Source organism: Exiguobacterium sp. RIT452, from assembly GCF_003598705.1.
GTDB lineage: Bacteria > Bacillota > Bacilli > Exiguobacteriales > Exiguobacteriaceae > Exiguobacterium_A > Exiguobacterium_A undae.
In genome coordinates this window covers 82,067-107,023 of the sequence record NZ_QXJB01000008.1, presented here as the reverse complement: position 1 = coordinate 107,023, position 24,957 = coordinate 82,067, and the positions used below count along the sequence as shown (strand labels likewise).

The window sequence follows — 24,957 nt, the reverse complement described above, 5'->3', positions numbered from 1 at the left end:
GATCATCCTTTCGTAAGTAACTATCTTTGGAACTGTTCCACTTGCCTGAAGAAATGAAACCCCCTCTAAAACTAAAAAACTGATTTCCTTCTTGCGAAACGGTCCATTTCATTTGGAAATTTGTAGTAAAATGGATGGCGTATCTACTACTGAAAAAGGAGTCGAATCGTATGCATGATGTCATTTCCTTTCCAGCAGCCCCGACGCAAGCCCTCATTGAACAGTATTTAGTCCATGCCCACCCGCACCCGCGCTCTTACCAGCCTGCAAAATTGATCGCTTTACGACGGGAACAAGGCGTCATGAACCGTCTGTATCGAACGGAACGGGAACTGATCCTTCGTCCGGCTGAAGCGATTGCCCCACAAGTACAACGGTTATCGATGGAGCAACAACGGCGTTTACTCGGTTACATGGAAGCACGACGCACCAGTTTTGGTTTCGATGAGTCGGCAACCTATAAATTCTACCTGCTGGAAGTGGCGTACGAATTGCGGCATCTCCCTCGCACGAGTCAACCACTTCGCGCCCATACGTATTATCAACTCGAAGAACTGCTTTCCGGCAGACCGTTTGTCCTCCATGCGACTGCTCGTTCGCGACACTAAGTCCTACACAAAAAAAGCTGTTTCGACGCTTGAGGTCGAAACAGCTTTTTGATTTAGAGGGCAGGAGTTGGTGTCGGTGCCACGTCCATTTTGGAATAGATCGCATCAATATCATCGCGGATTTGTTTGATGGGTGTGCCTTGTTGATAGGCGACGATCGATTGAGCCGCAATGTCGAGACACGTCCCACACGTAATGCCGTGTGTCGTCCACGTCGTTTCACCGCTCTGTGTCTGATCCGCAATGAAGCAGTCATAGTTACTCGTATGACCGGCAGATTCCCCGCAACCACAGTAACACGGCATTTTTTCGAGCAAGTCCTGATGTTTCGCGACAGACAGGTAAATCGTCTGAATCGACGAATCGGTCTCTTTTAAAAATGACGGAGCAACCGTCGGAGAAGTCGTCCGCTCCAACTGATCAGCACCTGTATGTGAAGCATGTCCTTCATGTTCAGCATGCGCTTCCTGTTTTTCATGCGGGGCGGTCTTTTGTTCCGCCTGATCACAGGCACCGAGCACAAGGGTCGCTGATAATGTCGCGATCATCCATCCGTTTTTTCGTACCATCCATATCCCTCCATCGTATATCGTTTCCGTCCTTAGTATACGTTGGATCAGACAGCCGTGCAGAAAAAGCGGGTGGCAATCCGATGACAGTTCTTAGCGGGTCAGTTGCTGTTCGATCGTATCGAAGTTCGCTTCCATCATCGACAAGTACGTCGAGCCGTCTTTTCCTTTGGCACCCAGCGAATCGGTATAGAGGGTTCCGCCAATCGGGACACCGGTCTCACGGGAGACCGTCTCCATGCTCCGGCGGTCGACGCTTGTCTCGACGAACAAGACGGGAATGTCCTGCTGCTTGATTAAATCGACGATGCGGCGGACTTGATCGGGTGTTCCCTGATTATCGGAATTGATCTCCCAGATGTAGTCGGCTTTGAAGTCATAGGCGGAACTGAAGTACTTAAAGGCGCCTTCACTCGTGATCAGATGCCGTTGTTCCTCAGGAATCGCCGCAAACCGTTCTTTGGCTTTTGTATCGAGCGTCTTGAGTTCCTTGATATACGCAGAAGCATTTTTTTCGTAATCCGCCTGATTGTCCGGATCTTCCTTAATCAAGCCATCCTTGACGTTTTCGACGTACTGGATCCCGTTGCTCAGATCAAGCCAGGCATGAGGATCGGTTTCCTGTTCTTTTCCGGCTGCCGTCAAGTACTTCGGTTCGACGCCTTTACTCAGTTGATAGACCGGTGCATCTTTGCCGTCTTTGTTTGTACTCGAACGGAGTTTGTTGAACCAGGAACCGCCGGCCTCAAGGTTTAACCCGTTATAAAAAACGACATCGGCATCGGCCATCTTCTGGACGTCCGTCGGCAACGGATCATACTCATGGGGATTGGCACCAATCTTGACCATGCTGTGCACTTCGACGTGTTCGCCGCCGACGACACGTGCCATATCTTCTAAAATCGAATAGGTCGTGACGACCTGCAGTTTTCCTTCGTCCGCGGAATCCGTTGAACAGCCTGCCAGCAAGACGGCGAGACCAGCCAAGGGGATGAATCGTTTGAATGTCATGTCGTGAGCTCCTTTTTAGATGATTTCCATTTCCGGAGCAGACCGTGACGTGGTGAGAACACGAAGACCAGTGCAAACAGGGCAGTCGCGACCAGCACGATTGACGCTCCGGAAGAAAGGTTATAGGTAAAACTAAAATACAGACCAACGATGGAAGAGATTGTGCCGAACCCGGCAGACAGGAAGATCATCCGCGACAACCGGTTCGTCAACAGATAAGCGGTCGCTGCCGGTGTGATCAACATCGCGACGACGAGGATGATGCCGACTGTCTGCAGTGAGGCGACCGTGACGAGTGTCAACATCGTCATCAGCAGGTAATGGACCAATCGTGTCGACAATCCGTAAGCTGCAGCCATCGTCGGATCAAAGGATGTGACCAATAATTCCTTGTAGAACAGGTAGATCGCCCCGAGAACGATGATGCCGATGATCAGTGTCATCCACATATCACTCGGGCGGACGGCGAGGACGTTTCCGAACAGGATGTGGTACAGGTCACTGCTGCTGCGTAAGAAGGAAATCAGGATGATGCCGAGCGCAAAGGCAGAAGTGAACAAAATCCCGATCGCGGTATCGTTTTTGATCCGGCTGTTTTGGCTGACAAACCCGATTCCGAGCGCTGTCAGCAGACCGGTCACGACCGCACCGATGAAGAAATTGATACCGAGCAGATAAGAAATCGCAACGCCCGGTAAGACAGCGTGGGAAATCGCATCCCCCATCAAGGACATGCCGCGCAGGATGATGAAACAGCCGATGACACCACAGATGATCCCGACCATGACGGAGGTGATGAGCGCTTTTTGCAGGAAATCATACTGAAACGTCGCTTCGATGAAAGTTAAAAAGTTCATGAGGTGACCTCGACTTTCTGTAAGAAGGCGAGCGGATTGCCGTATGCGCCTTCAATCGTTTTGGCATGTAAAACATCTTTCGGCGGACCGACGGCAATCAATTGCCGGTTCAACAACATGAGAGTATCGAAGTAATCGGCGGCTTTACTTAAATCATGGTGGACGACGACAATCGTTTTCCCTTCATTGCGTAGTGTCCGCAATAAGTCGATGATGACCCGTTCACTGCCGGCATCGACTCCGACGAACGGTTCGTCCAGTAACAGCAGTTCTGCTTCTTGTGCCAGGGCGCGGGCTAAAAAGACCCGTTGTTGTTGACCGCCCGACAGTTCACCGATCTGTCGGTTGGCATAGTCCTGCATGCCGACCCGTTCGAGACAAGCAATCGCCAAGGCCCGGTGTTGTTTCGTCGGACGCTTGAACAGACCGAGTTTTGGATAACAGCCGATCAAAACCGCGTCGAGCACCCGAATCGGAAAATCCCAATCGATGGCACTGCGTTGTGGGACGTAAGCGACCCGCGTCCGTGCTTCTTTTGTCGATTGACCCAACAAGGTGATCGTTTTCGCACCGGCCGGAATCAATCCCATGATGGCTTTGATGAAGGTCGATTTGCCGGCACCGTTTGGACCGATGATGCCGACAAGCTGTCCTGCCGTGAAGCGAACGGATAATTTTTCCAAGGCGGTCGTTTCGAAATACGATACGTTTAATTGTTCTACTTCGATTGCGTACATATGAAGACACTCCTTTCAACTGCTTGGATTTTAGTGTGGAAACAAATGTTTCCTTAGGGCAAGAAAAAGTCTAAAAAAAGAGATTGCCTTATCGCATGGATTGTTCTCCGAACTAATAATGTTTCCTTTAGGCAAATTTTAAGGCGTGACGAAAGAAAAGTCAACTGCTTTGACGGGCGTTCTTTTTGAAAGCATCGTGCTAAGATGGAGAAGGAGAAAACGTGGGGGTGGTAGTATGAGTCAGTCAAAGGAACAACAATGGAAGTTGCTGTTGCTGGATGCGTTGATGAAGGAACGACGTGAAGAAGCACAGCAGGTGATTGAGGAAGTCTATCCGTACGATTTGGCGAAGTGGTATGTCGAGTTGGCACCAACCGAGCAGGAACGTCTGTTACGCTATCTCGATCATGAACGTTTGGCGGATGTCATCGAGGAACTGGAACTGGAGCAACAGTTGGATGTGCTGCGGCGTCTCGACGTCGAACATGCCGGACACGTCATGGATTTAATGGAAAACGATGATTTGGCAGAAATCCTGGAAGAACTGCCGGACGAGGAAGTGGACCGCTTACTGTCGGGGATGCGACAGGACGAAGCACTGGTCGTCCGGAATTTGCTGACGTATCCGGCAGAGACGGCCGGACGTTTGATGACAAACCGTTTCATCTGGGTGACGGAGGAGTCGACAATCGGCGAGACGGTCGAGAAGATGCGGGATTATATCGAATACTCGGAAACGATCAACTACGTCTATGTCGTCAATCAGCTGAGTCAACTCGTCGGCGTCATCTCGTACCGCGATTTGATTTTGGCGAATAACGACGAACAGATTGCGGACGTGATGGATCGAAAAGTCATCAGTGTCTCGTCGGAGACCGATCAGGAGGATGTCGCGAAGATGTTCGAACGATACGATCTGGTATCGTTGCCGGTCGTCGAAGGGGAGGTCCTCGTCGGACTGATTACCGTCGATGATGCGCTCGACGTCTTACGGGAAGAAGCCAATGAAGACATTGAGAAACTATCCGCTTCCGGTAAATCGATTGATTTTGATACAAAACCTTGGGTGGCGGCGTCACGCCGGTTGCCGTGGCTGATTCTGTTACTCTTCATCGGACTCGTCTCGGGATCGATCATCAGTCAGTTCGAGGAGACGTTGTCGAAGGTCGTCGCCTTAGCCTTCTTCATGCCCATGATTGCCGGCATGACCGGAAACACCGGAACCCAGTCCCTCGCTGTCGTCGTCCGCGGATTGATCACACGCGAAGTCGATAAAAAAGTCGTCACCCGGCTGATTCTTCGAGAGTTGCGGGTGGGATTGATCATCGGCGTGACGTGCGGTATTTTGATTGCGATCATCGCCTATGTCTGGCAGGGGGATCCGATTTTGGGTCTCGTCGTCGGCAGTTCGTTGATCATCACCTTGATTTTCGGCACACTGGCGGGAACGATCATTCCGTTGATTTTGCATCGCCTGAACATCGATCCGGCCATCGCATCCGGTCCGCTCATCACGACGTTAAACGACATCCTGTCGTTGCTCGTCTATTTTGGGATCGCGACCGCATTCATCAGCCGTTTGATGTAACACCAAAAAAGTATCGTTCTGCCGGATCTGTTGAGATGCGGCGAAACGATACTTTTTCTTGTTCTCACGGATAACACTCAATGTGTCGAAACGTCCAGTTCGTGTAACAGGTTCACCCAACTCGTTTCATATTGCTGATCAGAAAACGGTTCGAGCGCTCCGGCAGCACGTAAGCCCATCGCCTGCCGTGCTTCGGGCTGTGTCATCAATTCGATTGCGGCCTCGGCAAACTGAGCCGTATCGCCTTTTGGAATGAGACGTCCCGTCACGCGGTCTTCGATGATTTCCGCCGGACCATAACAAATATCGTAAGCGATGACCGGGATCCCGTAGCTCATGCTCTCGAGGATCGCCATTCCGAATCCTTCCGATTGGGAGGTGAAGAGTGTTGCGACGGCACCGGCATAGGCTTCCCGCATATCGGTGACGAACCCTTTGAAATGAATATGATCCGTTAAGGCGAGTTCCTTGATCAACGCCAAGAGATCCTTTTCGAGTTGATCGTTGTACCCGAATCCATAAAAATCAAGGAAGGCGTTTGGATTATGATCGACGATCAGTCGCATCGCGCGAACACTCTCCGCGACATCTTTTTTGATTTGAATTCGTGACACGACGACGAACCGGTTCGGATTGACGGCGTCAGCAACAAGGCTGCCTGCCGCTTTATTCGTAAAGGCATGCGGAATCGATTTGAAAAGCGAATCGTGTCCAAACTGCTGTTTCATGTGTGTGGCTTGACGGGATGTTGCCGTGACGACGGCACTCCATTCGCCGATCCGCTTAAACAGCGCATTCCACACACCGCTTATCGTCGCGGTCTCGTCAAACGGCGCGACAAAATGATTACTGTGGCCGAAGGCGATTTTCCGAATGTTTGGATGGGTGACATCCAATACGACGGCATCTAGATTCCGTTTCGGTAAGTTTGGCAGACGATCCCGGAATTCCGAGGACAGCAGGACTGCCGGATATTGGGCCAGCAACTGATTCAGCGCAAACGTGTAGAAGGCGGCCGGATCGTTGAATTGGAACTGTTCGTTTTTTCCGAAGTAAAACAGATGACTCCAATCCACCGAATTGATCTTATGCCACAGTGTTAAGTAACACGTGCCGTCACCGTGGAGAAATTGACGGGAGACCGGTTTGTTCGTCGTCGCCGAAAAATGAATGACTTGGAACAATTGGCCGTGCTCAAGGTATTCTTCCCGTTTTAAGCGGTGACGCGACTCTGAAAAGTAATCGATGAAGACGAGCCGGTCATCGGCGTCAAACCGTATGTACTGGCAGTAGACACCGTTCTCGAACAGACGATAGGAATCATTTTCCGACCGGCTCGCATCCTCGAAGATGACGAATTGCCGTTGCAATCGTTTCAGCAAACGGGCTTTCGTCTGTTTATCATTCGGTTTTTGCTTACCTAACGTATGGATCAGGTTCGTAACCTGCACACGCTGATCCAACAGATGGAGGTGGACCATCTCTTCCCGGATACTGTTGATTTGTGTCTGCAACCCGAGGGTCAACAGATGGACGTGACGATCCGGCTCAGCGGCTGCGATCGTGTTCGCCCGCTTGATGACGGCTTTGACGAGACCACCGCGTTTCGTGCCTAACGTATTTAAGGTGAAAAAAGTTGTTCGCTTCATGGTGTTGGCTGTTTCACCTGTTCAGGTGAAGACAACCTGCACCTCCTCTCTTCTTATCCACTGTCTTGTTCCACTCTACCTTACTTCGTCTGAAAAGGAGAGGGGAACGTTCATCCGTTCACCGAATCCAGACCGCAAGCGGTCCGATGTCATCAAAACCGGCCTCGAGGGCCGTGATGAGCTGATCCCCATACTCATAGCCGACGAGCGGCTGTCCGGGAAAATGGGCGGAACTGAGCCGGATCACATCATCCCACAGCCGTTCGTCGAGATAGTTTGAGTTCAGGTGGGAAAGACCGGTCGTCTGTCCGTTCGAATAGGCGATGAATCCTGCTTGTTGCTGCTCGGAAAAAAACAGCCGGACATCGGAACGTTCAAACAATCTCTGCGGGACATCCTCCGTTTCGAGGATGGCGAAAAAACGTGCTGCTTCCTGCACGTCACGCACGACGGTCCAATCGGCAGGTAAAGCCCGACGATCGAGGATCGGACGGCGGGTGATCCATTCCGCTGTAAAGAGATGCGTCAAACCGGCACGTGAAAAATCGTAACCGGCCGTACAATCCTTGATGCTCCTGACACCGGACAAATCAAGTTGTTGTTGGTGAGCACGGACCATCATTTCCGGATAGAGAAGCGGAACATCCCCTTTGGCGACCCAGCTATCCGCTGTTTCCGTCACGGTACATCCATGCAACTCACAGATTAAACGACACCAGTCGAAATTGTTTTGAATGGCAGCTTGTCGCATCGATAACTTCTCCTCTCACTCTTCCGGCTGTTTGATCAAGACATAGGACAGCGTCGCAATCAGTGTCAAAAACAATCCGCATCCGATCGTGATGTACGCCATCGTAAAGATTTTCCCAAGCGTCGTGACGGGGGCAAATGTCGGATGCCCGACCGTACTCAGTGTCGTGATGCAAAAGTAGAGCGCATCGACGACCGATAAATTTTCTTGGGTGCTGTAAAAAATCGTTCCGGAAATCAATGTCAACAGACAGAGAACCAATAACCCTTGGAAGTACGACAAGTGGAACGCGCGACGTATTCCTTTGAACAGGCGTGAAAAAATAGCGAACGCGGAAATCATCTGGCTCCTCCTTCATACGGTCGTTGTATCGGATCCAGCGTATCATGAATCCGGTATCCGTTTTTTCCGTTATGTTTGATATGATACATCGCTTGATCGGCATGATGAATCAACGTATCGAGACTGATGCCGTGGTCAGGGGAATAACTGAGACCGATGCTCGTCCGAATCTCAATCAACTCTTCCGCCAAAATAAACGGATTGTCTTGGAATGTCTTTAAGAGTGAAGACATGAACTGATGGAGCTGATCCGGTGTCTGATCATACAACAGTAAAAAGAATTCATCGCCCCCGACACGCGCCGCAAAGCCGAGGGATGCGACTTCTTGTTCGAGCAAGCGGGCCATGTGGATCAAGAAGGCATCCCCAATCTGATGCCCGTACGTATCGTTGATGCCTTTGAATCCATCCAGATCGACGACGACAATCGTAATGCTCATCCGTTTCAACAGTTCTTGTCCGGCTGTTTCATAAAAACTGCGCCGGTTGGCAATCTTCGTCAGCGGATCGTGATACGCAAAAAAGCGAATCGTTTGCTCGGCCTCTTTGAAGGACTGGATATCCCGAATCAACAACATTCCGTGGAGTTCCTGTTCGATGAAGACGAAATCGGCATCCATCACGACATACCGTTCCTGCTGTTCCCGGGTGACGACTTTCGTTTCGTACTCATTGAATTTGCGCTGCGACTGGAAATGGACCTCGTAATGGACCGTCCAGTCCTGCTGTTTTTTCTCCGGCAGATAATCGGCGAACGGATGACCCAACAAGTCCTGCTCTTTCAGTAACGTATAGGCGGCAGGATTCGCACTCTCGATCCGGCCGTGCCGGTCGACCAACAGAATCGCGGAAGGATTCAAGTTATAGAGCGTCGCAAACCGTTTTTGGTAGGACGCAAGATAATCAAACCGACGCATCGCAATCGTCAAGGCAGCTGCCCAAAACAGTCCGCCGTACATATAGGCGTATGGGGGCATAACGCCGTAAAACGAGTTGTAACCGAAGACGACATCCCAGACAAGGACGATCAGCGCGACACCCAGCAAGACGTTGATGATCCCGCGTCGTGCGTCACGCAATTGCGTCCGGGCGTAGATGAGGAGACCGATCACGAGGACGTGGAAGACGTTCCCGACCGTCATCGTGATCAAATAGGACGGATTGAACTCCGGATAGATGAACAGTCCGATCCGATCGAACTGTTGGCTGTTGATGACGTTCGTCTGAAAGACATAGGTAAACAGGACGATGACCATCGGCAGGTAAAAGATGCCCGGATACAGGAGGCGCGGCATCTTTTTCCACAAGTTCGACACCCGGAAGATGAAATGAAGCGATGTACTGAAGACGAGTAAGCCGGCATTCCCGAACCAATACGTCACAAAAGCCGGACTCATTGCGACCGGTGCGGTATTTCGGAAAAACTCACCGAGGAATAACATCCCGTAGGCAAAGGTAAACAAGCTCAACAACCGGTGTTGCGAGCGCTTCGGATTCCGCAAAAAGATATCGACCGCCATATAAAACATGATAAACGTCGGAATCAAATAGACGGCTGCGTACAAAAACAAATTCGTCATGAAAAAACCGTCCTTTTGAATAAAATGAATTGGATAGTTTCATTATAGGAGGAAGAAAAGGGTGCAGCGATTTTCTTTTCAACAAAAGGGAAATCAGTCTAAATTTAACGTCAGTTGCCGGGTTTTGACGGTTCCGATCAGACCGGATGGATCGTTCGCCGTTTTATGAGCGACGAATGCTTCATCTTCCGGTGCGGTTCGGACACGTAACGGCTTTTCGTCTGCGTGGACGAGGTCAAATACTAGCTCGGCGATGTCATCCGCTGACTGCCGGTCTTGATGACGGATGCGATAGGTGCGTAAATAGCTCTCGACAATCGGCTTGAAGTCATCCTCGTGAAGTCCGCCCGTCTGCTCGAGACGGTCGAGGACGCTTGCGGTAAAGTTCGTCTCGACGGCAGCGGGTTCAATCAATGTGACATCAATCGAGAAAAACGGTTTGTAATAGGTGGCGAGACTCTCGAACAATCCTTCGAGAGCAAATTTACTGGCGCAATAAATTTCATTCATCGGCTGACCGACAAGGCCGCTGATGCTTGAAGTCGCGAGCAGATGACTGCCGTGCGGAGCGGCTTTGAGCAGCGGCAGACAACATTCAACCGTCCGCATGACGCCAAAGACGTTGATATCAAACAGTTGATTGATTTCATAACTCGTTGCTTGTCCGAGCGCCCGCAACAATCCTTGCCCGGCATTACAAAATAAGGCATTCAGATGCCCGACTTCCTGCTCGATGACGGCGACGGCTTGTTTCAGGCTCGTAAGATCGGTGACGTCGACTTCAAGAAAATGCAGATTTGGCACAGCTTGTTGCTCGAGTGCCGGCGTCCATTCGCGGATGCCGGCGTAGACCGTCCATCCCTCCTCAGCGAAACGTGTGGCGGTCGCAAGACCTATGCCGGACGAGGCACCGGTAATGAAAATCGTACGCATACGTGATTCCTCCTTTTAAAATCCGAGTCCTAGTTTTCTTTACCCGAATTCAACGAATATATTTTGCGTAAAAATTGCACATTTTAATTTAAAAACTTAAAATAAAGAAAAGAACTGGGAGGAAATCTAAATGGCGCAACAGGAACGACTTCAACAAATGCGCGAATGGATCAAGACGACCCCTGAGATTTCACTCGATCAGGTGATGGAAGAATACCGGATTTCACGGGATACGGCGCGTCGTGATTTGATTGCACTTGAGCAGGAAGGCCAGATCATCCGGGTCAAAAATGGCTTGATTCGTGTCGGGACAAACACGACCGTACAATACGATCGACGAACGGAGCAACCGGAAAAAAACCGCATTGCCAAACGGGCGGTCCGCTATGTCGAACGGAATCAAACCATCATCTTGGATGCCGCGACGACGGTCGCCCGGATGACGGTCCATCTCCCGGTGCAACCCCTCCACATCGTCACGAACTCGCTCGCGATCGTCGAGCAGGTCGAGGCACGTCCGGAAATCGATTTGTATGTGACCGGCGGAAAGTTTGATCGGCATGCGCGCAGCTTGGTCGGCATCAAGACGGCCGATGATATTTTAAACTATCAGGTCGATCGTGTGTTTCTCGGAGCGTGTGGTCTGACGGAACAAGGGGTGTTTGCCGAAAATCTCGAAGAGGCGATCGTCAAAAAAGCGATGATCCGCAGTGCCGGTGAGGTCATCGTGCTTGCGGACCGGACAAAGTTCGAGAAACGTTTTCTGCATAAGGTCTGTGACCTGGACCAGATTGACGTCTTGATCACCGATGAACAACCAACAGACAGATGGCAGGACTGGTTACGTGAAGCAACAGTCTTGCTCGAAATAGCAGAGGAGGAACAAGCATGACGACGATTCAAACGACGCTTGTCGGATTCGGATTTTCAGCCGTGACATTTCATGCCCCATTGATTCAAGCGTTACCGGAGTTTACGGTCCGGCAAGTCGTATCGAGCCAAGCGGAGAAAGTCGCGACCGTCTTTCCGGATGCGACAGTCATCGCGACGTTAGAGGAAGCACTTCAAGATGAGCAGACGGAACTGGTCATCATTACGACGCCAACCGCCTTACATTTTGACATGGCAAAACAGGCAATCGAGGCGAAAAAACACGTCTTGCTTGAAAAACCGGCGGTCGTGACGATTGAAGAAGCGGAAGAGCTGATGCGCCTTGCGGATCAGCATGGTGTGCGGGTCGCAGTTTATCAAAATCGCCGGTATGACGGCGATTTCTTGACGATCGAGCAGTTGATTGAAATGAATGAGATCGGCGACTGGCAATGGCTTGAATCACGGTTTGACCGTTATCGTCCGGTCGTGCGGGACCGGTGGCGCGAACAGAAGGGACCGGGCTCCGGGATTTTATTCGACCTTGGTTCCCATTTGATTGATCAAGCGCTCGCTTTATTCGGCGAACCGGATGCGGTTGTCGGTGATGTCTTGTTCCAGCGTGACGGAGCAGAGACGGATGACGGCTTCCAGATGACGTTGTTTTACGGAAAGCGCCGTGTCGTCTTACGGTCAAACTCCTTTATCCAAGGACCAACCCCGCGGTTTGAGTTACATGCGACACGCGGCAGTTACGTCAAATACGGAATGGATCCGCAAGAAGCCCGACTGGCGTCCGGTCAACCGATCGATCACGCATTCGGACGGGACGAGGAAACGAACTACGGTTATCTGCAGATTGCCGATCAGCCGCCGGAACGGTTGGCGACACTTCCGGGAAACTATCTCGGGTTTTATGAAGCGTTGGCGAAAGGGCTTGCGACCGGAGATTTACCAGTCGACCTGACCGATGCTTTGAAGACGATGCAACTGATTGAAACGGTCCGGTTGAGCAGTGAGACCGGACGGAAAATCCTGCGGAAGGAGTGGGAGCGATGAAACTGACGGAGTTGTTGGCACAAGAGCACACCTTGACGTTACAGAGTTTTACGAATAAGGAGGCACTGCGGACCGGACAATATGTCATCGAGCGGGCATTGCAGGAACAGTTGTCTGTCGCCGTCGAACTGAAGCGAAACGGACAACGCTTGTTTTACGCAGCACTCGATGGAACGGCACCGGATCAGGAAGAGTGGATCCGCCGGAAATCGAACGTCGTGCTCCGGCACGGTCACAGTTCGCTCTACATGCGTCTCTACAATGAGAGCAAGCAACGGTCCTACCATACGATGTACGCCGTCGATCCGGCCGACTATGCCGATGCCGGCGGTTCCTTTCCGATCCGCGTCACGGGAGTCGGTGTCATCGGGACGATCACCGTGTCCGGTTTATCGCAAGAAGCGGATCATCAGCTGGCGGTGGATGCCTTGACGTATTTGAACGGGCAAGACAACTAAAGCAGGACTGACTAAAAAGTTGGTTTTTATACAGATCAGGGGGTAACAGATTTCAAGTCTGTCACCCCCTAGTCATGTTCAAAAGGAATCACCCTTTCTTTCACGCGCTTTCCTCAGGCGAGACACAAGCCAACTTCCCTGCCTCAATGAGGCAGGGAAGTGGGTCTTGTTCGTCTCTGACAGCGCAAGTTGACTTGCGCTTTTTCCTGTAGGAGTCGCGTGAAACGAGTGATTCCTTTTAGGTCAGTCATGTTTTGGATATCATAATCAAGAAGCGATCGAGTCGGAAGCAGGAGCAGCAGCGCGCCGTTTGTTGCCGCGATAAATGAAGAACAAAGCAGCGAGCATAAACAAGAGTCCAGCAAACCGTTTGAGATCAAACGCCACTTCGACGCCACCAAATGTCCCGAAGTGATCGAGCACCATTCCGGCAGACAATTGTCCGATGACGGTTGCGATGCTGGCTGCCGTCACACCAATCTTGGGAACGGCGAGAATGGTGAGGAACAGATAACTGACGCCGAACCAGACGGCACTGAGTTGCCAGCGTGGGGCGTCAAGCAACATCAGGACATCCCCTTGTCCAAAGAAAAGGACGGCGAGTGCGAGCAACAACATGCCGGTGAAGAACGTCAAAAACGTACTTTCCAGGGCGCCGGCTTTTTGACCAAACGCGCCGTTGATTGAAGACTGGGCGCTGAGGAGTACACCTCCAAGCAGCGTCATACCAAGTAATGCGATATTCATTAAGATTCCTCCTTAAAAAATCAAAAATAGGGCGATGACCATCAGACCGGATGCGATCAACTTATCTTTGTTGATGGCGACCCGCGGACTCCCGAGCCAGCCTTTGTGTTCGATGATCATGCTGGCGATCATCTGACCGATGATGACGCTGATCATCGCCAGTCCGACACCGACGAGCGGAATGCTGATGATGAGAATCGTTAAGTAAATACTTCCGAGCAGTCCGCCGAGCAACGTCCACTTTGGTGCCTTAAACGTGTAGCCGAGCGAGCCTTTTCCGAAAAAGAGCATGATGATGCCGATGATGATCGTCCCGGCAAAGAAATTATAGAAACTGCTTTCGAGTTTGCCGATACTGTTGCCGAGTTCTCCATAAATCGCGCCTTCGATGCTGAGCGAGATGCCGGCAAGCAAGGCGAACAGGTAATAAATGAATTTCACAATCCGTCACTTCTTTCTTTAACAAATCTATATATCGAGAAATGTCGATATATGAGCAAAGGAAAACCCGTTAGAGTTCTCCCTTGAGGTACTCCGCCAATTCGCTGATCTTTTGTTCATTTCGCCGATAATAGGTCCACTTGCCGTGACGCTCTGATTCGAGCAGTCCGACTTTTTGTAACATCGCCAAGTACTGGGATACCGTGGATTGGGACAAGTTTGCCTTCTCCTGGATATCACCGACACAAACGCCTCCTTTTTCAGCGGAATTCGTTGACAAGTGAGCAGTCGGTTTACCGAAATGAGTTTGAGGATCTTTGAGCCAGCGTAAGATATCGAGCCGTACTTCGTTCGACAGAGCTTTAAAAAGATCAACTTGATGTGTCATGCCATCAATCTAATCGATAGTTTCCGATATGTCAATTCATTGGTTTGAGTTGGCAAAAGCAGATTTGTCGAGTGCATGTGTAATCTTGTCACCCGTTGCCGGCTGAAAACCGAGTCCTTGGTAAAACGGATCCGCCTGCTCGCTGTAGAGGACCAAACGATCATACGTCAAAAAAGCTTCGGACACGATTTTCTCAAGCAGTGCTGTTCCGATGCCGTGCGACCGTGCTTCCGGCAACACATAGACATGGCGGATCCGACCTGTTTTGGTCTGACCGGATTGTTTCATATATCCACCGCAAGCGAGGACCTGATTGGTCGTCGACAGGGCGACGAACATCGCTTCCCCGTTTTCTTGAAAGGTTTCCTGCCGCCGGTTTCGTAACATCCGCTCGACGAGTTGAAATCCTTCCTGGGAGCTTTTGGCGAGCAACGGAAGCCAGTTGTAGCCGTCAAAATCATTCACCCGTTCGATTGTCATTTCCATCGGTCATTCCTCCTTCTTCTCCCTGCATTATTCCTTTTTTGAGCGTGTCAAAAACACGATTTGTTTCACAAACAATCTTTTTTTTACGAGAGACTGGATTTTTAAAAGCCATTTTGCGTATAATGAGAAGTAATGGATTGAACGCAAATGAAAGGAAGTGGCCGTCACAATGAGCCTCAGCCGTTTAAGTAAAGAAGAAATTACTGATCTTTCACTGATTAACTTCGTCAATGAAATGCTGCAAGAAGCGGGCGAACAGCCTATCACTTTCGATGACATCACAAAAGAAATCGAAAAATATCATACGTTTACAAATGAAGAGGACAAGTTCGAGAAACTTGCCCAACTCTATACAGACATGAACATCGATGGGAACTTCGTTAACGTCGGAGCCAACCGTTGGTCCCTTCGTGCGTGGTATCCGTTTGACAAATCGGATGAAGATTTGGTCATCGAAGCACGTCAACGTGGAGAACTGGATGAGTTCGAAGAAGAGTTCAACTACGATGCAGAAGAAGATGAATTCGAGACGATCGAAGATGATCTCGATACGTTCGCGAAAACAGCCGATTACGATGCAGCTGACGACAGCGAAGATGATACATTCAAAAAAGTCGCGGTCATTGATGATCTCGACGACGATTTGGATGAAGAAGACCTCGAAGATTTCGAGGAAGATGAAGAAGAAGTTTAACAACCGCAACCTGCTATTTTTGAACATGAAAATAGCAGTTTTTTCGTTGACGGCTGACGACAGCACGCTTGATTTTTGACTTTAAAAAATCTGCTTGACGAAGTTTTCGGAATGACGTAAGTTAGTCATGGGCTTCTTTAAGCAACGTGCTTAATTTCAGCAAAAGTGTCTCCTGTGAATGGGGGCACTTTTGCTTTTTTATTTTTTTACGACCTCTGACAGATTTCTGGACTTGAGAAGGGAGCAATTTAATCATGACAAAGTATATTTTCGTAACCGGTGGGGTAGTATCTTCACTCGGTAAAGGGATCACGGCAGCATCGCTCGCACGTCTCTTGAAAAACCGTGGCCTCAACGTCACGATCCAAAAATTCGATCCGTACATCAACATCGACCCGGGTACGATGAGCCCGTACCAACACGGTGAGGTATTCGTAACGGATGACGGCGCTGAAACTGACCTTGACCTCGGTCACTACGAACGTTTCATCGACATCAACCTCAGCCAGAATGCGAACGTCACGTCAGGCCGCATCTACTCGACGGTCCTCAAAAAAGAACGCCGTGGCGACTACAACGGTGGAACGGTTCAGGTCATTCCGCACATCACGAACGAGATCAAAGACCGTGTTTTCCGTGCCGGAAAAGAGACCGGGGCTGACGTCGTCATCACAGAGATTGGTGGAACAGTAGGGGATATCGAATCGCTTCCGTTCATCGAAGCCATTCGCCAGGTGAAAAATGACATCGGTAAGGAAAACGTCATGTATGTTCACTGTACACTCGTTCCGTATCTGGCAGCTGCAGGTGAGCTGAAGACGAAACCGACGCAACACAGTGTCAAGGAACTCCGGAGCTACGGAATCCAGCCGGACATCATCGTTCTTCGTGCGGAGCATGATGTACCACAAGAAATGAAAGATAAAATTGCCCTCTTCTGTGACACACGTCCGGAAGCCGTCATCGAAGCAAAGGATGCGTCGACGCTTTATGAGGTGCCGCTTAACTTGCAACGTCAAGGCATGGATCAACTCGTCTGTGACTACTTCAAGTTCGATACACCGTCTGCTGACATGACAGCTTGGAAACAACTTGTCCATACCGTGACACACCTCGAGAAGAAAACGAAAATCGCACTCGTCGGGAAATACGTCGAATTGCGTGATGCGTACATCTCGGTCGCAGAAGCTTTGAAGCATGCCGGTTTTGCGTTCAACAGCGACATCGAAATCGACTGGATCAATGCGGAAGACGTCACGCGTGAGAACGTCCAAGAACTCCTTGGATCAGCAAACGGAATTCTCGTTCCCGGCGGATTCGGCGAACGCGGCATCGAAGGAAAAATCGAAGCAACCCGTTTCGCGCGCGAAAATAACGTTCCGTTCTTCGGTATCTGCCTCGGGATGCAACTGGCGACAGTTGAATTCGCCCGTAACGTCCTGAACTTACAAGGTGCGCACTCGGCGGAAATCGATCCGGCGACACCATACCCGATCATCGATTTGCTTCCGGAGCAAAAAGACATCGAAGATTTAGGCGGAACGCTTCGTCTTGGTCTTTATCCATGTAAGCTCGAGGAAGGTTCGAAAGCACGTGCCGCATACTCAAGTGAACTCGTGTATGAACGTCACCGTCACCGTTATGAGTTCGGCAACGAATTCCGCGAGCAGTTCGAAGCGAACGGTATGATCTTCTCCGGTACAAGCCCGGATGGACGTCTGGTCGAAATCATCGAGATTCCAGAACACAAATGGTTCGTTGCGTGTCAGTTCCATCCGGAATTGATTTCACGTCCGGAACGTCCGCAAGCTCTTTTCCATGACTTCATTCAAGCATCACTTGGTGAATAAGCGTCAAGGATTGGAATCGAAAACCTGTCTCCCGTGTGGAGGCAGGTTTTTTATGTTTTGTTGGAATTTGAGGATTCAAAGACGCGTGTAAAACTTATCTGCTATAATGATAGCGAATTCATTCCTACAAATTTACGTGGAAGGTGTAGATATTGATGGCTCCAAAGTACAAACAAGTAGCAGAACAAATCGAGACGGATATCGTAAATCACGTCTATCAACATACGAATAAGTTATTGACGGAAGATGAATATGCGACGAAGTACGGCATCAGCCGCAACACCGTCCGAAAGGCGATCGAGATTCTCGTCAATAAAGGATACGTCTACCAAGTGCAGGGCAGCGGCGTGTTCGTCCGCGATCATTACAACAGTGATTACGTCAACCTCGAGAAACTCCAGGGATTGACGAGTGACTTCAGCGGGCGCAAAGTCGAGACACGTGCCTTGGCGTTTGAACAGACGACGGCGAACGAAGAGGTGGCGGAACGGATGAAGTGTCCCGTCGGCACGCCGGTCTACTACGTCAAGCGTCTGCGGTTGGTCGACGATCATCCGTTTTCGGTCGAGGATTCGTACTTCCGTAAAAATCTTGTCGTCTATTTGGATGAAAACATCATTCAAAAGTCGATTTACAACTATTTACGCAATGACCAAAAGCTTGCGATCGGCTTTGCCGACCGAGTCATCTACGCGGACTTTTTGAATGCGGAAGACGCCGTGTTGCTTGAGTTAAAAGAAAACGATCCGGCGCTGCTCGTCGATAATACGGTCTACTTAACGAACGGTCAAATCTTTGACGTCTCGCGGGCGACCCATCATTTCCGGCACGTCAAAATGTTGAAAGTCTCGAATATTAAATCTTGAACGCAGGCGGAGGAGTCTCTCACCTGCGTTTTTTTTTGTTCACATTTTATTCAAGAAGAAAGGGTTTACATAAATTTTTACACGTGCTATTATCAATTTGTAGAATTTGTACCTATGAATTTTAGTTATCCATACAAAAGGAGAGATACCATGGTTTCTGAAACGATTGAAATTACACCGGAAGATATCTTCGGTCTGATTGCCCTCTCGGGAGACGCAAAAGCAAGTTATCACCACGCGATGCTTTTGATGCAAGAAGGAAAAGTAGACGAAGCGAATGAAGCGGTCAAAACGGGAGATGCGACTTTAAAAGAAGCGCACAGCATTCAAACGAAGTTCGTCACACTTGAAGCACAAGGGAAAACAGCTACGGTCGGTGTCCTGATGGTACATGCGCAAGATCACTTGATGAATACGATTCTTGTTAAAGAAATGCTCGGATACATGATGCATATGCAAAACGAAATCAACCAACTGAAGGGAATGGATCAAAAATGATGAAAATCGGATTATTCTGTGCGGCAGGTATGTCGACAAGTATGTTAGTGGAAAAAATGAAAGCGGTTGCCGCTGAGCGTGGACTCGAAACAGAAATCGCAGCCTACCCGGAATCAGAAATGGAAACGTATGTCGACAACTTGGATGTTGCGCTGCTCGGTCCGCAAGTTAAATACTTGCTCGCAAAAGGCAAACAGATCTGTGAACCAAAAGGTGTGCCGATTGATGTCATCAACACGATTGATTACGGCATGATGAACGGAACAAAAGTACTCGACCACGCATTGAAGCTCGCAAATAAATAAAACGGGGTGACGACTTTGAAAATGCCTAAACATTTCCTGTTTGGTGCAGCATCGGCTTCTTATCAAGTCGAAGGTGCATGGAACGAGGACGGGAAAGGCGTCTCGAACTGGGACGTCTTCTCGAAAATTCCTGGAAAGACTTTTGAAAATACAAACGGTGATGTCGCGATTGACCATTATCACCGCTATAAAGAAGATATCGGACTGATGGCAGAGATGGGGCTGGAATCATACCGGTTCTCGATTTCATGGCCACGGATCTTCCCAAACGGCACAGGCGAAGTAAACGAAAAGGGCCTCGAGTTTTACAACAACGTCATCGATGAGTGTTTAAAACACAACATCGTCCCGTTCGTGACGCTCTATCATTGGGATTTGCCGCAAGTCCTTGAAGAACAGGGCGGCTGGCGGAATCAAGCGACGGTCGATGCCTTCGTCCGCTTCGCGGATACTTGTTTCGAAGCGTTTGGTGACCGTGTCCGCAACTGGATTACATTTAATGAGACCGTCATCTTCTGTTCGCTCGGCTACTTGTCAGGCGCGCACCCGCCAGGCATCGAAGGTGATGCGAAAGCCTATTTCCAGACGACGCACAATGTTTTCGTCGCTCACGCCCGTTCCGTCGAACGCTTTAAGCAAGCCGGATACGAAGGGGAAATCGGCATCACGCACGTCTTTAACCCGGCCTTCAGCATCGACAACGAGGCGGACAATAAATTCGCCGAGATGCATGCGAACGAATTTGCGACACATTGGTTCTACGATCCGATCTTAAAAGGAACGTATCCGGAATACGTCGTCAAGCAACTGGAGCAACAAGGTCTCCTGCCGGACTGGACACAAGACGAACTCGACGTCCTCAAACGGACGGCTCCGATGAACGATTTCATCGGTCTCAACTACTATTGTCCGCAACGTGTCATGAAAAACGATACAGCACTCGTCATGGCCGGTGGTCGTGAAAATTCGACCGGTCGTCCGGGTAATCCGTCGTTTGACGGCGTCTATAAGACGGTCTTGATGGACGATAAAGTCTATACGAAGTGGGGCTGGGAAATTGCACCGGATGCCTTCCTCGATGGACTTCGGATGTTACAAGCCCGTTATGGCGATGTCAAAATCTACATTACAGAGAACGGTCTCGGTGATGTCGATCCGATCGTCGGCGAAGAAATCATGGATACACCACGAATCGAGTACATCGAGAGCCACCTCCGCGCCGTCAAACACGCGGTTCAGGAAGGGATCAATGTCTCCGGATATTATGCGTGGTCGGTCATCGATCTTCTCAGCTGGCTGAACGGTTATAAAAAGCAATACGGTTTCATCTATGTCGACCATGAAAATGGTCTGGCCCGCAAAAAGAAACAGTCGTTCCATTGGTACAAAGAGATCATCGCCACGCGCGCTGAAGACCTGTAAGGAGGTTTCCGAATGAGTCGTCTAGAAACCGTATTCGAAAAAGTGACGCCGGCGTTTGCCCGTTTCGCGAATGCCAAACCCGTTCTCGCCATCAAGGATGGATTCATCCTGACGATGCCGATGACAATCATCGGGTCGCTGTTCCTGTTAATCTTAGCCCTCCCGATTCCGGGTTGGGAAAAGTTCATGTCCGGTCTCTTTGGAGCCGATTGGACGTTGCCGTTGACGCAAGTCGTCGGAGCGACGTTTGATATCCTGGCCTTGATTGGTGTATTCGGGATTGCCTATTCCTACGTCAAAAACGAAAAAATCGAAGGGGTGCCGGCCGGGATCCTCGCAATCATCTCGTTTTTGATCATCACCCAAGCATCCGTCCTGTCGGAATCAGGCGAAGTCGTCAAAGGCGTCGTCCCGAAAGTCTGGACAGGTGGACAAGGCGTCATGGCGGCAATCGTCGTTGGATTGGTCGTCGGTTTCATCTATTCGCAGTTCATCAAACGCGGCATCAGCATCAAGATGCCGGCGGGTGTTCCACCGGGTGTTGCGAACTCGTTCTCGGCACTCGTACCGGGATTAGCCGTCATTACGTTGTCTGTCGTCACGTTTGCCGTGTTCCAGGCATTTGCAGACCGGACGTTCACGGAAGTCATCTATGACGTTCTCCAAGCGCCGATTCAAAACTTGACGGATACGCTGGCTGGAGCCGTTCTCATCATGGTCCTCATGTCCGTCATGTGGTGGTGCGGAATTCATGGTGCCGCCATCATCATGGGAATCATGGGACCGCTGTTGACAGCCAACGCGCTCCAAAACCAAGCGATCCTCGATTCGGGGAAAGAACTGGTTGTTGGCGGAAACGCGAACATCGTTACGATTCAATTCCTGGATGTCTTTACGAAGCTCGGCGGAACCGGAATCACAATCGGTTTCATCATCGCAACGTTGATGGTTGCCCGGTCGGCGCACTTGAAGCAACTTGGTAAGTTGTCACTTGCTCCGAGTTTGTTCAACATCAACGAACCCGTCATTTTTGGGATGCCGATCGTCTTTAACCCGATCATGTTCATCCCGTTCGTCATCGTCCCTGCCATCGCATCATTCATGGTCTACTTCACGATTCTGTGGGGCTGGGTCGAACCGTTTAATGCCTTGCAGGTACCATGGACGACACCACCGATCATCTCCGGTTTCTTGATCGGCGGATGGCGTGCTGCCTTGTTGCAAATCGCAACGATCGCCATGTCAGTCGCGATTTATCTGCCGTTCGTTCGGATGCAGGATCAGCTGTCATACGGCGAAGAAGTAAAAGCGCAGGAAGATCAAGCTTCGGCTTGAGAGCATACATCAATTCAGACGCAATAAAACCGAGTGGGTTTTCTCTAAAGCTAGAGGAAACCCACTCGGTTTGTCGTTACAGATAAAACAGTTCAGCATCACGTTCTAATACTATAGAAGAAAAGCGTCATTCCCACTCTTCCGTCATCTCTTGTAACTGTGTCAGGATATGCGTCAACAGGAACGCACCCAGTGCAAGACTCGGCAAGCCGTGACGGGAACCGTCTTCAGCCGGAAGCAGGCCTTTGTTGAATTTCAGGGCGAGCGGTGCGATCGACCGTTCGAGTGTCTCGGTCACGTCGCCGAGCGTGATGATTGCGTACGGTGTATGCCACGCATCATAACGGGCGAGAGATGCCAGGAGGTCGGAACGTTCCGTATCCGGTGTGAAAATCAGAATGCGGTCGACAGCATGCAATGTTTTATGATCTTTGATTTTCGTGACCCGCTTCATCTGATCCGGACCGTCGGACAGCATCGGATAGAGACCTTCGAATTCACCGTACGCATCGAGATAGACTTTCCCTTGACCGACGAGTGCCTGGGCCAGCAGACGGACGACATCGAATAATTCATCTTCTTGTTTTGTAAGCGTTTGTAATTTTCCGTTGAACTGAGTCGCTAAAATTTTCATCATTTTGAACATCCTCTCTAACTTTCTGTCAAGGATAGTATATAGCAAGTTTTGCTTTCATGTAGAATGGAAATAACTAGAGGAGGAGTGTGGGACATGAAAGGGAGATTGCTGATCGCGGAAGATGAACCGGGGATTCGGAATTTATTGGCCCAATTGTTTCGGGCACAGGGCTACACGACGGACGTCGCTGTGGACGGCTTGGAGACGATTGAACGCCTGAAAGAGGCGGATTATGATTTATTGTTGATGGATGTCAACATGCCGGGACGGACCGGTCTTGAAGTATTGCGTCATCAAGACGAGGTCGGACGACGGGTTCGGACGATTTTGATGACGGCACTTGGGGAAAAAGAAGCAATGGAAGAAGCGAAGCGACTGGGTGTCGTCGCCTTCTTCGGAAAGCCGTTTGACATCTTTGAATTAAAAAAAGAAGTGACTGTGCAAATTTCGAGCGATGTAAGCGGTTAATCCTTCACGTCGTCGTCACAATCCTAAATTCGGAGCGAAATGCTGTACGTTCAAGCGAATCAGTGTGTTATAATCAGTCTGAAAATGCACGTTTACGTGTAAGTAGCGATCAAAACAGAGGAGGATGTCATTATGCCATTAGTATCTATGACAGACATGTTAAACAAAGCTCTCGAAGGTAAGTACGCAGTAGGTCAATTCAACATCAACAACCTCGAGTGGACTCAAGCAGTACTCGGTGCGGCTCAAGAAGAGCAGTCACCAGTCATTCTTGGAGTATCTGAAGGTGCAGCACGTCACATGGGCGGATTCTACACAGTTGTTAAAATGGTAGAAGGTCTCGTTCACGACATGAAAGTAACAGTTCCTGTTGCAATCCACCTCGACCACGGTTCGAGCATTGAAAAATGTAAAGAAGCGATCGACGCTGGATTTACATCTGTAATGATCGACGATTCACATAGCCCGATCGACACAAACATCGAAACAACAAAAGCTGTTGTTGAGTATGCACACTCGAAAGGTGTTTCAGTCGAAGCAGAAGTCGGAACAGTTGGCGGACAAGAAGACGACGTCATCGGCGATGTCATGTACGCGAAACTTGACGACTGCGTTCGTATCGTTAAAGAAACTGGTATCGATACGCTTGCTCCTGCACTCGGTTCTGTTCACGGACCATACAAAGGTGAACCAAACCTTGGTTTCACTGAAATGGAAGAAATCCGTAACGCAACGGACCTCCCACTCGTTCTTCACGGTGGAACAGGAATCCCGACACACGATATCGAAAAAGCAATTTCGCTTGGTACTTCGAAAATCAACGTCAACACGGAAAACCAAATTTCGTTCGCGAAAGTGGTTCGTGAAGTCTTGGCTGAGAAACCAGAAGCATATGACCCACGCGTATTCATCGCACCAGGTCGCGAAGCAATCAAACAAACAGTCATCGGTAAGATGCGTGAGTTTGGTTCAAGCAACAAAGCTTAATTTTTCGTGCCCAAAACACGGTAGACATTCGTCTATCGTGTTTTTTTTTCATCTGTTTCAGCAGATTGTTTTGGAAAACGTTAGGACTTCTCGGGGAAAAAATTTATAATAGAAGAGTAAGCGATTTCAAGGGATATTTTAAGGGATGAAAGGGGAAAGAGAGAGATGAGATTTTTTATCGACACAGCAAACGTAGAGGATATTAAAAAAGCACATAAAATGGGGATTTTAGATGGGGTTACGACCAACCCGTCACTCGTCGCAAAAGAGGGCGTCGATTTCCATACACGCTTGCGTGAAATTTGTGAGATCGTCGGAGACGTCTCAGTCAGTGCAGAAGTCATTGCACTCGACGCGGAGGGAATGATTCGGGAAGGGAAGGAACTTGCCCAGATTGCACCGAACATTACGGTAAAGGTTCCGATGACACCGGCCGGTCTTGAGGCCGTCGCAGCACTTTCGAAAGAAAAGATCACGACGAACGTCACATTGATCTTCAATCCGAACCAAGCCTTGCTCGCAGCACGTGCGGGTGCGACATATGTCTCACCTTTCCTTGGTCGATTAGATGATATCGGTCAAGACGGCATGGGGCTTGTTGAGACGATCGCTCAAATCTTCGTCATTCATGACATTCCGACACAAATCATTGCGGCATCTGTCCGGAATCCGGTTCATGTCACGAACGCAGCACTTGCGGGAGCCGATATCGCGACGATTCCGCTGAATGTCATTGAGTCACTGACGCAACACCCACTCACGACACAAGGAATCGAGCGGTTCCTGGCTGACTGGGAAAAAGCGCAGCAATAACAGATTGT

General features: G+C 49.8%; 29 protein-coding genes. 15 read left to right on the top strand and 14 right to left on the bottom strand.

Annotated elements, in window-relative coordinates; all coding sequences use genetic code 11:
- Positions 1 to 170 precede the first annotated feature (170 nt).
- Complete coding sequence (locus D3D03_RS14815) at positions 171 to 608, top strand: hypothetical protein (RefSeq protein WP_026831853.1); 438 nt, start codon at positions 171 to 173, stop codon at positions 606 to 608.
- Positions 609 to 661: 53 nt separating this feature from the next.
- On the opposite strand, the gene D3D03_RS14810 is transcribed toward D3D03_RS14815, so the two are convergent.
- The 4 genes from D3D03_RS14810 to D3D03_RS14795 all read right to left on the bottom strand — a co-directional run bounded on the left by D3D03_RS14810 (position 662) and on the right by D3D03_RS14795 (position 3,782).
- Entirely contained in the window at positions 662 to 1,177 is a 516-nt protein-coding gene (locus D3D03_RS14810) for a PCYCGC motif-containing (lipo)protein (RefSeq protein WP_119924011.1), read from the bottom strand.
- Positions 1,178 to 1,270: 93 nt separating this feature from the next.
- Positions 1,271 to 2,188 (bottom strand): metal ABC transporter substrate-binding protein, encoded by a 918-nt coding sequence (locus D3D03_RS14805; RefSeq protein ID WP_119924010.1) that lies wholly within the window; start codon positions 2,186 to 2,188, stop codon positions 1,271 to 1,273.
- Positions 2,185 to 3,045 carry a metal ABC transporter permease gene (locus D3D03_RS14800; RefSeq protein ID WP_026831856.1) on the bottom strand — a complete coding sequence of 287 codons (861 nt, stop codon included), beginning with the start codon at positions 3,043 to 3,045 and terminating at the stop codon, positions 2,185 to 2,187. The genes D3D03_RS14805 and D3D03_RS14800 overlap by 4 nt, the downstream gene beginning before the upstream one ends.
- On the bottom strand, positions 3,042 to 3,782 hold the full coding sequence (locus D3D03_RS14795; RefSeq protein ID WP_119924009.1) for a metal ABC transporter ATP-binding protein: 741 nt from the start codon (positions 3,780 to 3,782) through the stop codon (positions 3,042 to 3,044). The genes D3D03_RS14800 and D3D03_RS14795 overlap by 4 nt, the downstream gene beginning before the upstream one ends.
- Positions 3,783 to 4,017: 235 nt before the next feature.
- Between D3D03_RS14795 and mgtE the strand changes: the two genes are divergently transcribed.
- Positions 4,018 to 5,370, top strand: coding sequence for a magnesium transporter (gene mgtE, locus D3D03_RS14790; protein ID WP_119924008.1), 1,353 nt, complete (start codon positions 4,018 to 4,020; stop codon positions 5,368 to 5,370).
- Between the two features lie 77 nt (positions 5,371 to 5,447).
- Here the strand turns inward: mgtE and D3D03_RS14785 are convergent, their stop codons facing one another.
- The 5 genes from D3D03_RS14785 to D3D03_RS14765 form a co-directional block, all read right to left on the bottom strand.
- Positions 5,448 to 7,019 carry a glycosyltransferase gene (locus D3D03_RS14785; protein WP_119924007.1) on the bottom strand — a complete coding sequence of 524 codons (1,572 nt, stop codon included), beginning with the start codon at positions 7,017 to 7,019 and terminating at the stop codon, positions 5,448 to 5,450.
- A 118-nt stretch (positions 7,020 to 7,137) separates the two neighbouring features.
- Positions 7,138 to 7,770 carry a hypothetical protein gene (locus D3D03_RS14780; RefSeq protein ID WP_119924006.1) on the bottom strand — a complete coding sequence of 211 codons (633 nt, stop codon included), beginning with the start codon at positions 7,768 to 7,770 and terminating at the stop codon, positions 7,138 to 7,140.
- 15 nt (positions 7,771 to 7,785) lie between these two features.
- Positions 7,786 to 8,112, bottom strand: a complete 327-nt coding sequence (locus D3D03_RS14775; protein ID WP_119924005.1) for a potassium channel family protein — start codon at positions 8,110 to 8,112, stop codon at positions 7,786 to 7,788.
- Positions 8,109 to 9,692, bottom strand: a complete 1,584-nt coding sequence (locus D3D03_RS14770; protein WP_119924004.1) for a sensor domain-containing diguanylate cyclase — start codon at positions 9,690 to 9,692, stop codon at positions 8,109 to 8,111. Before D3D03_RS14770 ends, D3D03_RS14775 begins: the two co-directional genes overlap by 4 nt.
- 93 nt (positions 9,693 to 9,785) lie before the next feature.
- Positions 9,786 to 10,625, bottom strand: a complete 840-nt coding sequence (locus tag D3D03_RS14765) for an SDR family NAD(P)-dependent oxidoreductase (RefSeq protein ID WP_119924003.1) — start codon at positions 10,623 to 10,625, stop codon at positions 9,786 to 9,788.
- Between the two features lie 130 nt (positions 10,626 to 10,755).
- On the opposite strand from D3D03_RS14765, the gene D3D03_RS14760 reads away from it, so the two are divergent.
- The 3 genes from D3D03_RS14760 to D3D03_RS14750 are packed head-to-tail and all read left to right on the top strand — an operon-like array spanning position 10,756 to position 13,012.
- A complete protein-coding gene (locus D3D03_RS14760) occupies positions 10,756 to 11,517 on the top strand; it encodes a DeoR/GlpR family DNA-binding transcription regulator (protein WP_119924002.1) in 762 nt (253 codons plus the stop codon).
- A complete protein-coding gene (locus D3D03_RS14755) occupies positions 11,514 to 12,554 on the top strand; it encodes a Gfo/Idh/MocA family oxidoreductase (RefSeq protein WP_119924001.1) in 1,041 nt (346 codons plus the stop codon). The genes D3D03_RS14760 and D3D03_RS14755 overlap by 4 nt, the downstream gene beginning before the upstream one ends.
- Positions 12,551 to 13,012: a heme-degrading domain-containing protein gene (locus tag D3D03_RS14750; RefSeq protein ID WP_119924000.1), complete on the top strand. Its 462-nt coding sequence runs from the start codon at positions 12,551 to 12,553 to the stop codon at positions 13,010 to 13,012. The genes D3D03_RS14755 and D3D03_RS14750 overlap by 4 nt, the downstream gene beginning before the upstream one ends.
- Before the next feature lie 267 nt (positions 13,013 to 13,279).
- Here D3D03_RS14750 and D3D03_RS14745 read toward each other — a convergent pair whose 3' ends face one another.
- The 4 genes from D3D03_RS14745 to D3D03_RS14730 all read right to left on the bottom strand — a co-directional run bounded on the left by D3D03_RS14745 (position 13,280) and on the right by D3D03_RS14730 (position 15,074).
- Complete coding sequence (locus D3D03_RS14745) at positions 13,280 to 13,759, bottom strand: DMT family transporter (RefSeq protein ID WP_026831867.1); 480 nt, start codon at positions 13,757 to 13,759, stop codon at positions 13,280 to 13,282.
- A 12-nt stretch (positions 13,760 to 13,771) separates the two neighbouring features.
- Positions 13,772 to 14,200 (bottom strand): DMT family transporter, encoded by a 429-nt coding sequence (locus tag D3D03_RS14740; RefSeq protein WP_026831868.1) that lies wholly within the window; start codon positions 14,198 to 14,200, stop codon positions 13,772 to 13,774.
- A 70-nt stretch (positions 14,201 to 14,270) separates the two neighbouring features.
- The gene (locus D3D03_RS14735; protein ID WP_026831869.1) at positions 14,271 to 14,588 is read right to left on the bottom strand and encodes an ArsR/SmtB family transcription factor; all 318 of its coding nucleotides are present in this window, start codon (positions 14,586 to 14,588) and stop codon (positions 14,271 to 14,273) included.
- 36 nt (positions 14,589 to 14,624) lie between these two features.
- Positions 14,625 to 15,074: a GNAT family N-acetyltransferase gene (locus D3D03_RS14730; protein ID WP_119923999.1), complete on the bottom strand. Its 450-nt coding sequence runs from the start codon at positions 15,072 to 15,074 to the stop codon at positions 14,625 to 14,627.
- Between the two features lie 169 nt (positions 15,075 to 15,243).
- Here D3D03_RS14730 and rpoE point away from each other — a divergent pair, with 169 nt between their 5' ends.
- The 7 genes from rpoE to D3D03_RS14695 all read left to right on the top strand — a co-directional run bounded on the left by rpoE (position 15,244) and on the right by D3D03_RS14695 (position 22,044).
- Positions 15,244 to 15,768, top strand: a complete 525-nt coding sequence (gene rpoE, locus D3D03_RS14725; RefSeq protein WP_026831871.1) for a DNA-directed RNA polymerase subunit delta — start codon at positions 15,244 to 15,246, stop codon at positions 15,766 to 15,768.
- A 254-nt stretch (positions 15,769 to 16,022) separates the two neighbouring features.
- Entirely contained in the window at positions 16,023 to 17,618 is a 1,596-nt protein-coding gene (locus tag D3D03_RS14720; protein ID WP_026831872.1) for a CTP synthase, read from the top strand.
- Between the two features lie 155 nt (positions 17,619 to 17,773).
- The gene (locus D3D03_RS14715; RefSeq protein ID WP_026831873.1) at positions 17,774 to 18,484 is read left to right on the top strand and encodes a GntR family transcriptional regulator; all 711 of its coding nucleotides are present in this window, start codon (positions 17,774 to 17,776) and stop codon (positions 18,482 to 18,484) included.
- Positions 18,485 to 18,634: 150 nt separating this feature from the next.
- Entirely contained in the window at positions 18,635 to 18,982 is a 348-nt protein-coding gene (locus D3D03_RS14710) for a PTS lactose/cellobiose transporter subunit IIA (protein WP_026831874.1), read from the top strand.
- On the top strand, positions 18,979 to 19,287 hold the full coding sequence (locus tag D3D03_RS14705) for a PTS sugar transporter subunit IIB (RefSeq protein ID WP_026831875.1): 309 nt from the start codon (positions 18,979 to 18,981) through the stop codon (positions 19,285 to 19,287). Before D3D03_RS14710 ends, D3D03_RS14705 begins: the two co-directional genes overlap by 4 nt.
- Before the next feature lie 15 nt (positions 19,288 to 19,302).
- Positions 19,303 to 20,709, top strand: a complete 1,407-nt coding sequence (locus tag D3D03_RS14700) for a glycoside hydrolase family 1 protein (RefSeq protein ID WP_026831876.1) — start codon at positions 19,303 to 19,305, stop codon at positions 20,707 to 20,709.
- Between the two features lie 12 nt (positions 20,710 to 20,721).
- Positions 20,722 to 22,044, top strand: a complete 1,323-nt coding sequence (locus D3D03_RS14695; RefSeq protein WP_119923998.1) for a PTS sugar transporter subunit IIC — start codon at positions 20,722 to 20,724, stop codon at positions 22,042 to 22,044.
- A 127-nt stretch (positions 22,045 to 22,171) separates the two neighbouring features.
- Here D3D03_RS14695 and D3D03_RS14690 read toward each other — a convergent pair whose 3' ends face one another.
- A complete protein-coding gene (locus tag D3D03_RS14690) occupies positions 22,172 to 22,681 on the bottom strand; it encodes a DUF2529 family protein (protein WP_028105548.1) in 510 nt (169 codons plus the stop codon).
- A 93-nt stretch (positions 22,682 to 22,774) separates the two neighbouring features.
- Between D3D03_RS14690 and D3D03_RS14685 the strand changes: the two genes are divergently transcribed.
- The 3 genes from D3D03_RS14685 (at position 22,775) to fsa (ending at position 24,949) form a co-directional block, all read left to right on the top strand.
- Positions 22,775 to 23,149 (top strand): response regulator, encoded by a 375-nt coding sequence (locus D3D03_RS14685; protein WP_026831879.1) that lies wholly within the window; start codon positions 22,775 to 22,777, stop codon positions 23,147 to 23,149.
- A 132-nt stretch (positions 23,150 to 23,281) separates the two neighbouring features.
- Positions 23,282 to 24,136, top strand: a complete 855-nt coding sequence (gene fba, locus D3D03_RS14680) for a class II fructose-1,6-bisphosphate aldolase (protein WP_026831880.1) — start codon at positions 23,282 to 23,284, stop codon at positions 24,134 to 24,136.
- Positions 24,137 to 24,301: 165 nt separating this feature from the next.
- Positions 24,302 to 24,949, top strand: coding sequence for a fructose-6-phosphate aldolase (gene fsa / locus D3D03_RS14675; RefSeq protein ID WP_026831881.1), 648 nt, complete (start codon positions 24,302 to 24,304; stop codon positions 24,947 to 24,949).
- Positions 24,950 to 24,957 lie beyond the last annotated feature (8 nt).

Excerpts from the sequence above, each read along its gene's own strand:
- D3D03_RS14715 (WP_026831873.1), top strand. The coding sequence starts at position 17,774 with ATGGCTCCAAAGTACAAACAAGTAGCAGAACAAATCGAGACGGATATC.
- D3D03_RS14735 (WP_026831869.1), bottom strand. The coding sequence starts at position 14,588 with ATGACACATCAAGTTGATCTTTTTAAAGCTCTGTCGAACGAAGTACGG.
- rpoE (WP_026831871.1), top strand. The coding sequence starts at position 15,244 with ATGAGCCTCAGCCGTTTAAGTAAAGAAGAAATTACTGATCTTTCACTG.
- D3D03_RS14730 (WP_119923999.1), bottom strand. The coding sequence starts at position 15,074 with ATGGAAATGACAATCGAACGGGTGAATGATTTTGACGGCTACAACTGG.
- D3D03_RS14710 (WP_026831874.1), top strand. The coding sequence starts at position 18,635 with ATGGTTTCTGAAACGATTGAAATTACACCGGAAGATATCTTCGGTCTG.
- D3D03_RS14750 (WP_119924000.1), top strand. The coding sequence starts at position 12,551 with ATGAAACTGACGGAGTTGTTGGCACAAGAGCACACCTTGACGTTACAG.
- D3D03_RS14815 (WP_026831853.1), top strand. The coding sequence starts at position 171 with ATGCATGATGTCATTTCCTTTCCAGCAGCCCCGACGCAAGCCCTCATT.
- D3D03_RS14705 (WP_026831875.1), top strand. The coding sequence starts at position 18,979 with ATGATGAAAATCGGATTATTCTGTGCGGCAGGTATGTCGACAAGTATG.
- D3D03_RS14805 (WP_119924010.1), bottom strand. The coding sequence starts at position 2,188 with ATGACATTCAAACGATTCATCCCCTTGGCTGGTCTCGCCGTCTTGCTG.
- D3D03_RS14685 (WP_026831879.1), top strand. The coding sequence starts at position 22,775 with ATGAAAGGGAGATTGCTGATCGCGGAAGATGAACCGGGGATTCGGAAT.
- mgtE (WP_119924008.1), top strand. The coding sequence starts at position 4,018 with ATGAGTCAGTCAAAGGAACAACAATGGAAGTTGCTGTTGCTGGATGCG.
- D3D03_RS14720 (WP_026831872.1), top strand. The coding sequence starts at position 16,023 with ATGACAAAGTATATTTTCGTAACCGGTGGGGTAGTATCTTCACTCGGT.
- D3D03_RS14745 (WP_026831867.1), bottom strand. The coding sequence starts at position 13,759 with ATGAATATCGCATTACTTGGTATGACGCTGCTTGGAGGTGTACTCCTC.
- D3D03_RS14770 (WP_119924004.1), bottom strand. The coding sequence starts at position 9,692 with ATGACGAATTTGTTTTTGTACGCAGCCGTCTATTTGATTCCGACGTTT.
- D3D03_RS14775 (WP_119924005.1), bottom strand. The coding sequence starts at position 8,112 with ATGATTTCCGCGTTCGCTATTTTTTCACGCCTGTTCAAAGGAATACGT.
- D3D03_RS14785 (WP_119924007.1), bottom strand. The coding sequence starts at position 7,019 with ATGAAGCGAACAACTTTTTTCACCTTAAATACGTTAGGCACGAAACGC.
- D3D03_RS14800 (WP_026831856.1), bottom strand. The coding sequence starts at position 3,045 with ATGAACTTTTTAACTTTCATCGAAGCGACGTTTCAGTATGATTTCCTG.
- D3D03_RS14765 (WP_119924003.1), bottom strand. The coding sequence starts at position 10,625 with ATGCGTACGATTTTCATTACCGGTGCCTCGTCCGGCATAGGTCTTGCG.
- fsa (WP_026831881.1), top strand. The coding sequence starts at position 24,302 with ATGAGATTTTTTATCGACACAGCAAACGTAGAGGATATTAAAAAAGCA.
- D3D03_RS14755 (WP_119924001.1), top strand. The coding sequence starts at position 11,514 with ATGACGACGATTCAAACGACGCTTGTCGGATTCGGATTTTCAGCCGTG.
- D3D03_RS14695 (WP_119923998.1), top strand. The coding sequence starts at position 20,722 with ATGAGTCGTCTAGAAACCGTATTCGAAAAAGTGACGCCGGCGTTTGCC.
- D3D03_RS14810 (WP_119924011.1), bottom strand. The coding sequence starts at position 1,177 with ATGGTACGAAAAAACGGATGGATGATCGCGACATTATCAGCGACCCTT.
- D3D03_RS14780 (WP_119924006.1), bottom strand. The coding sequence starts at position 7,770 with ATGCGACAAGCTGCCATTCAAAACAATTTCGACTGGTGTCGTTTAATC.
- D3D03_RS14690 (WP_028105548.1), bottom strand. The coding sequence starts at position 22,681 with ATGATGAAAATTTTAGCGACTCAGTTCAACGGAAAATTACAAACGCTT.
- fba (WP_026831880.1), top strand. The coding sequence starts at position 23,282 with ATGCCATTAGTATCTATGACAGACATGTTAAACAAAGCTCTCGAAGGT.
- D3D03_RS14760 (WP_119924002.1), top strand. The coding sequence starts at position 10,756 with ATGGCGCAACAGGAACGACTTCAACAAATGCGCGAATGGATCAAGACG.
- D3D03_RS14795 (WP_119924009.1), bottom strand. The coding sequence starts at position 3,782 with ATGTACGCAATCGAAGTAGAACAATTAAACGTATCGTATTTCGAAACG.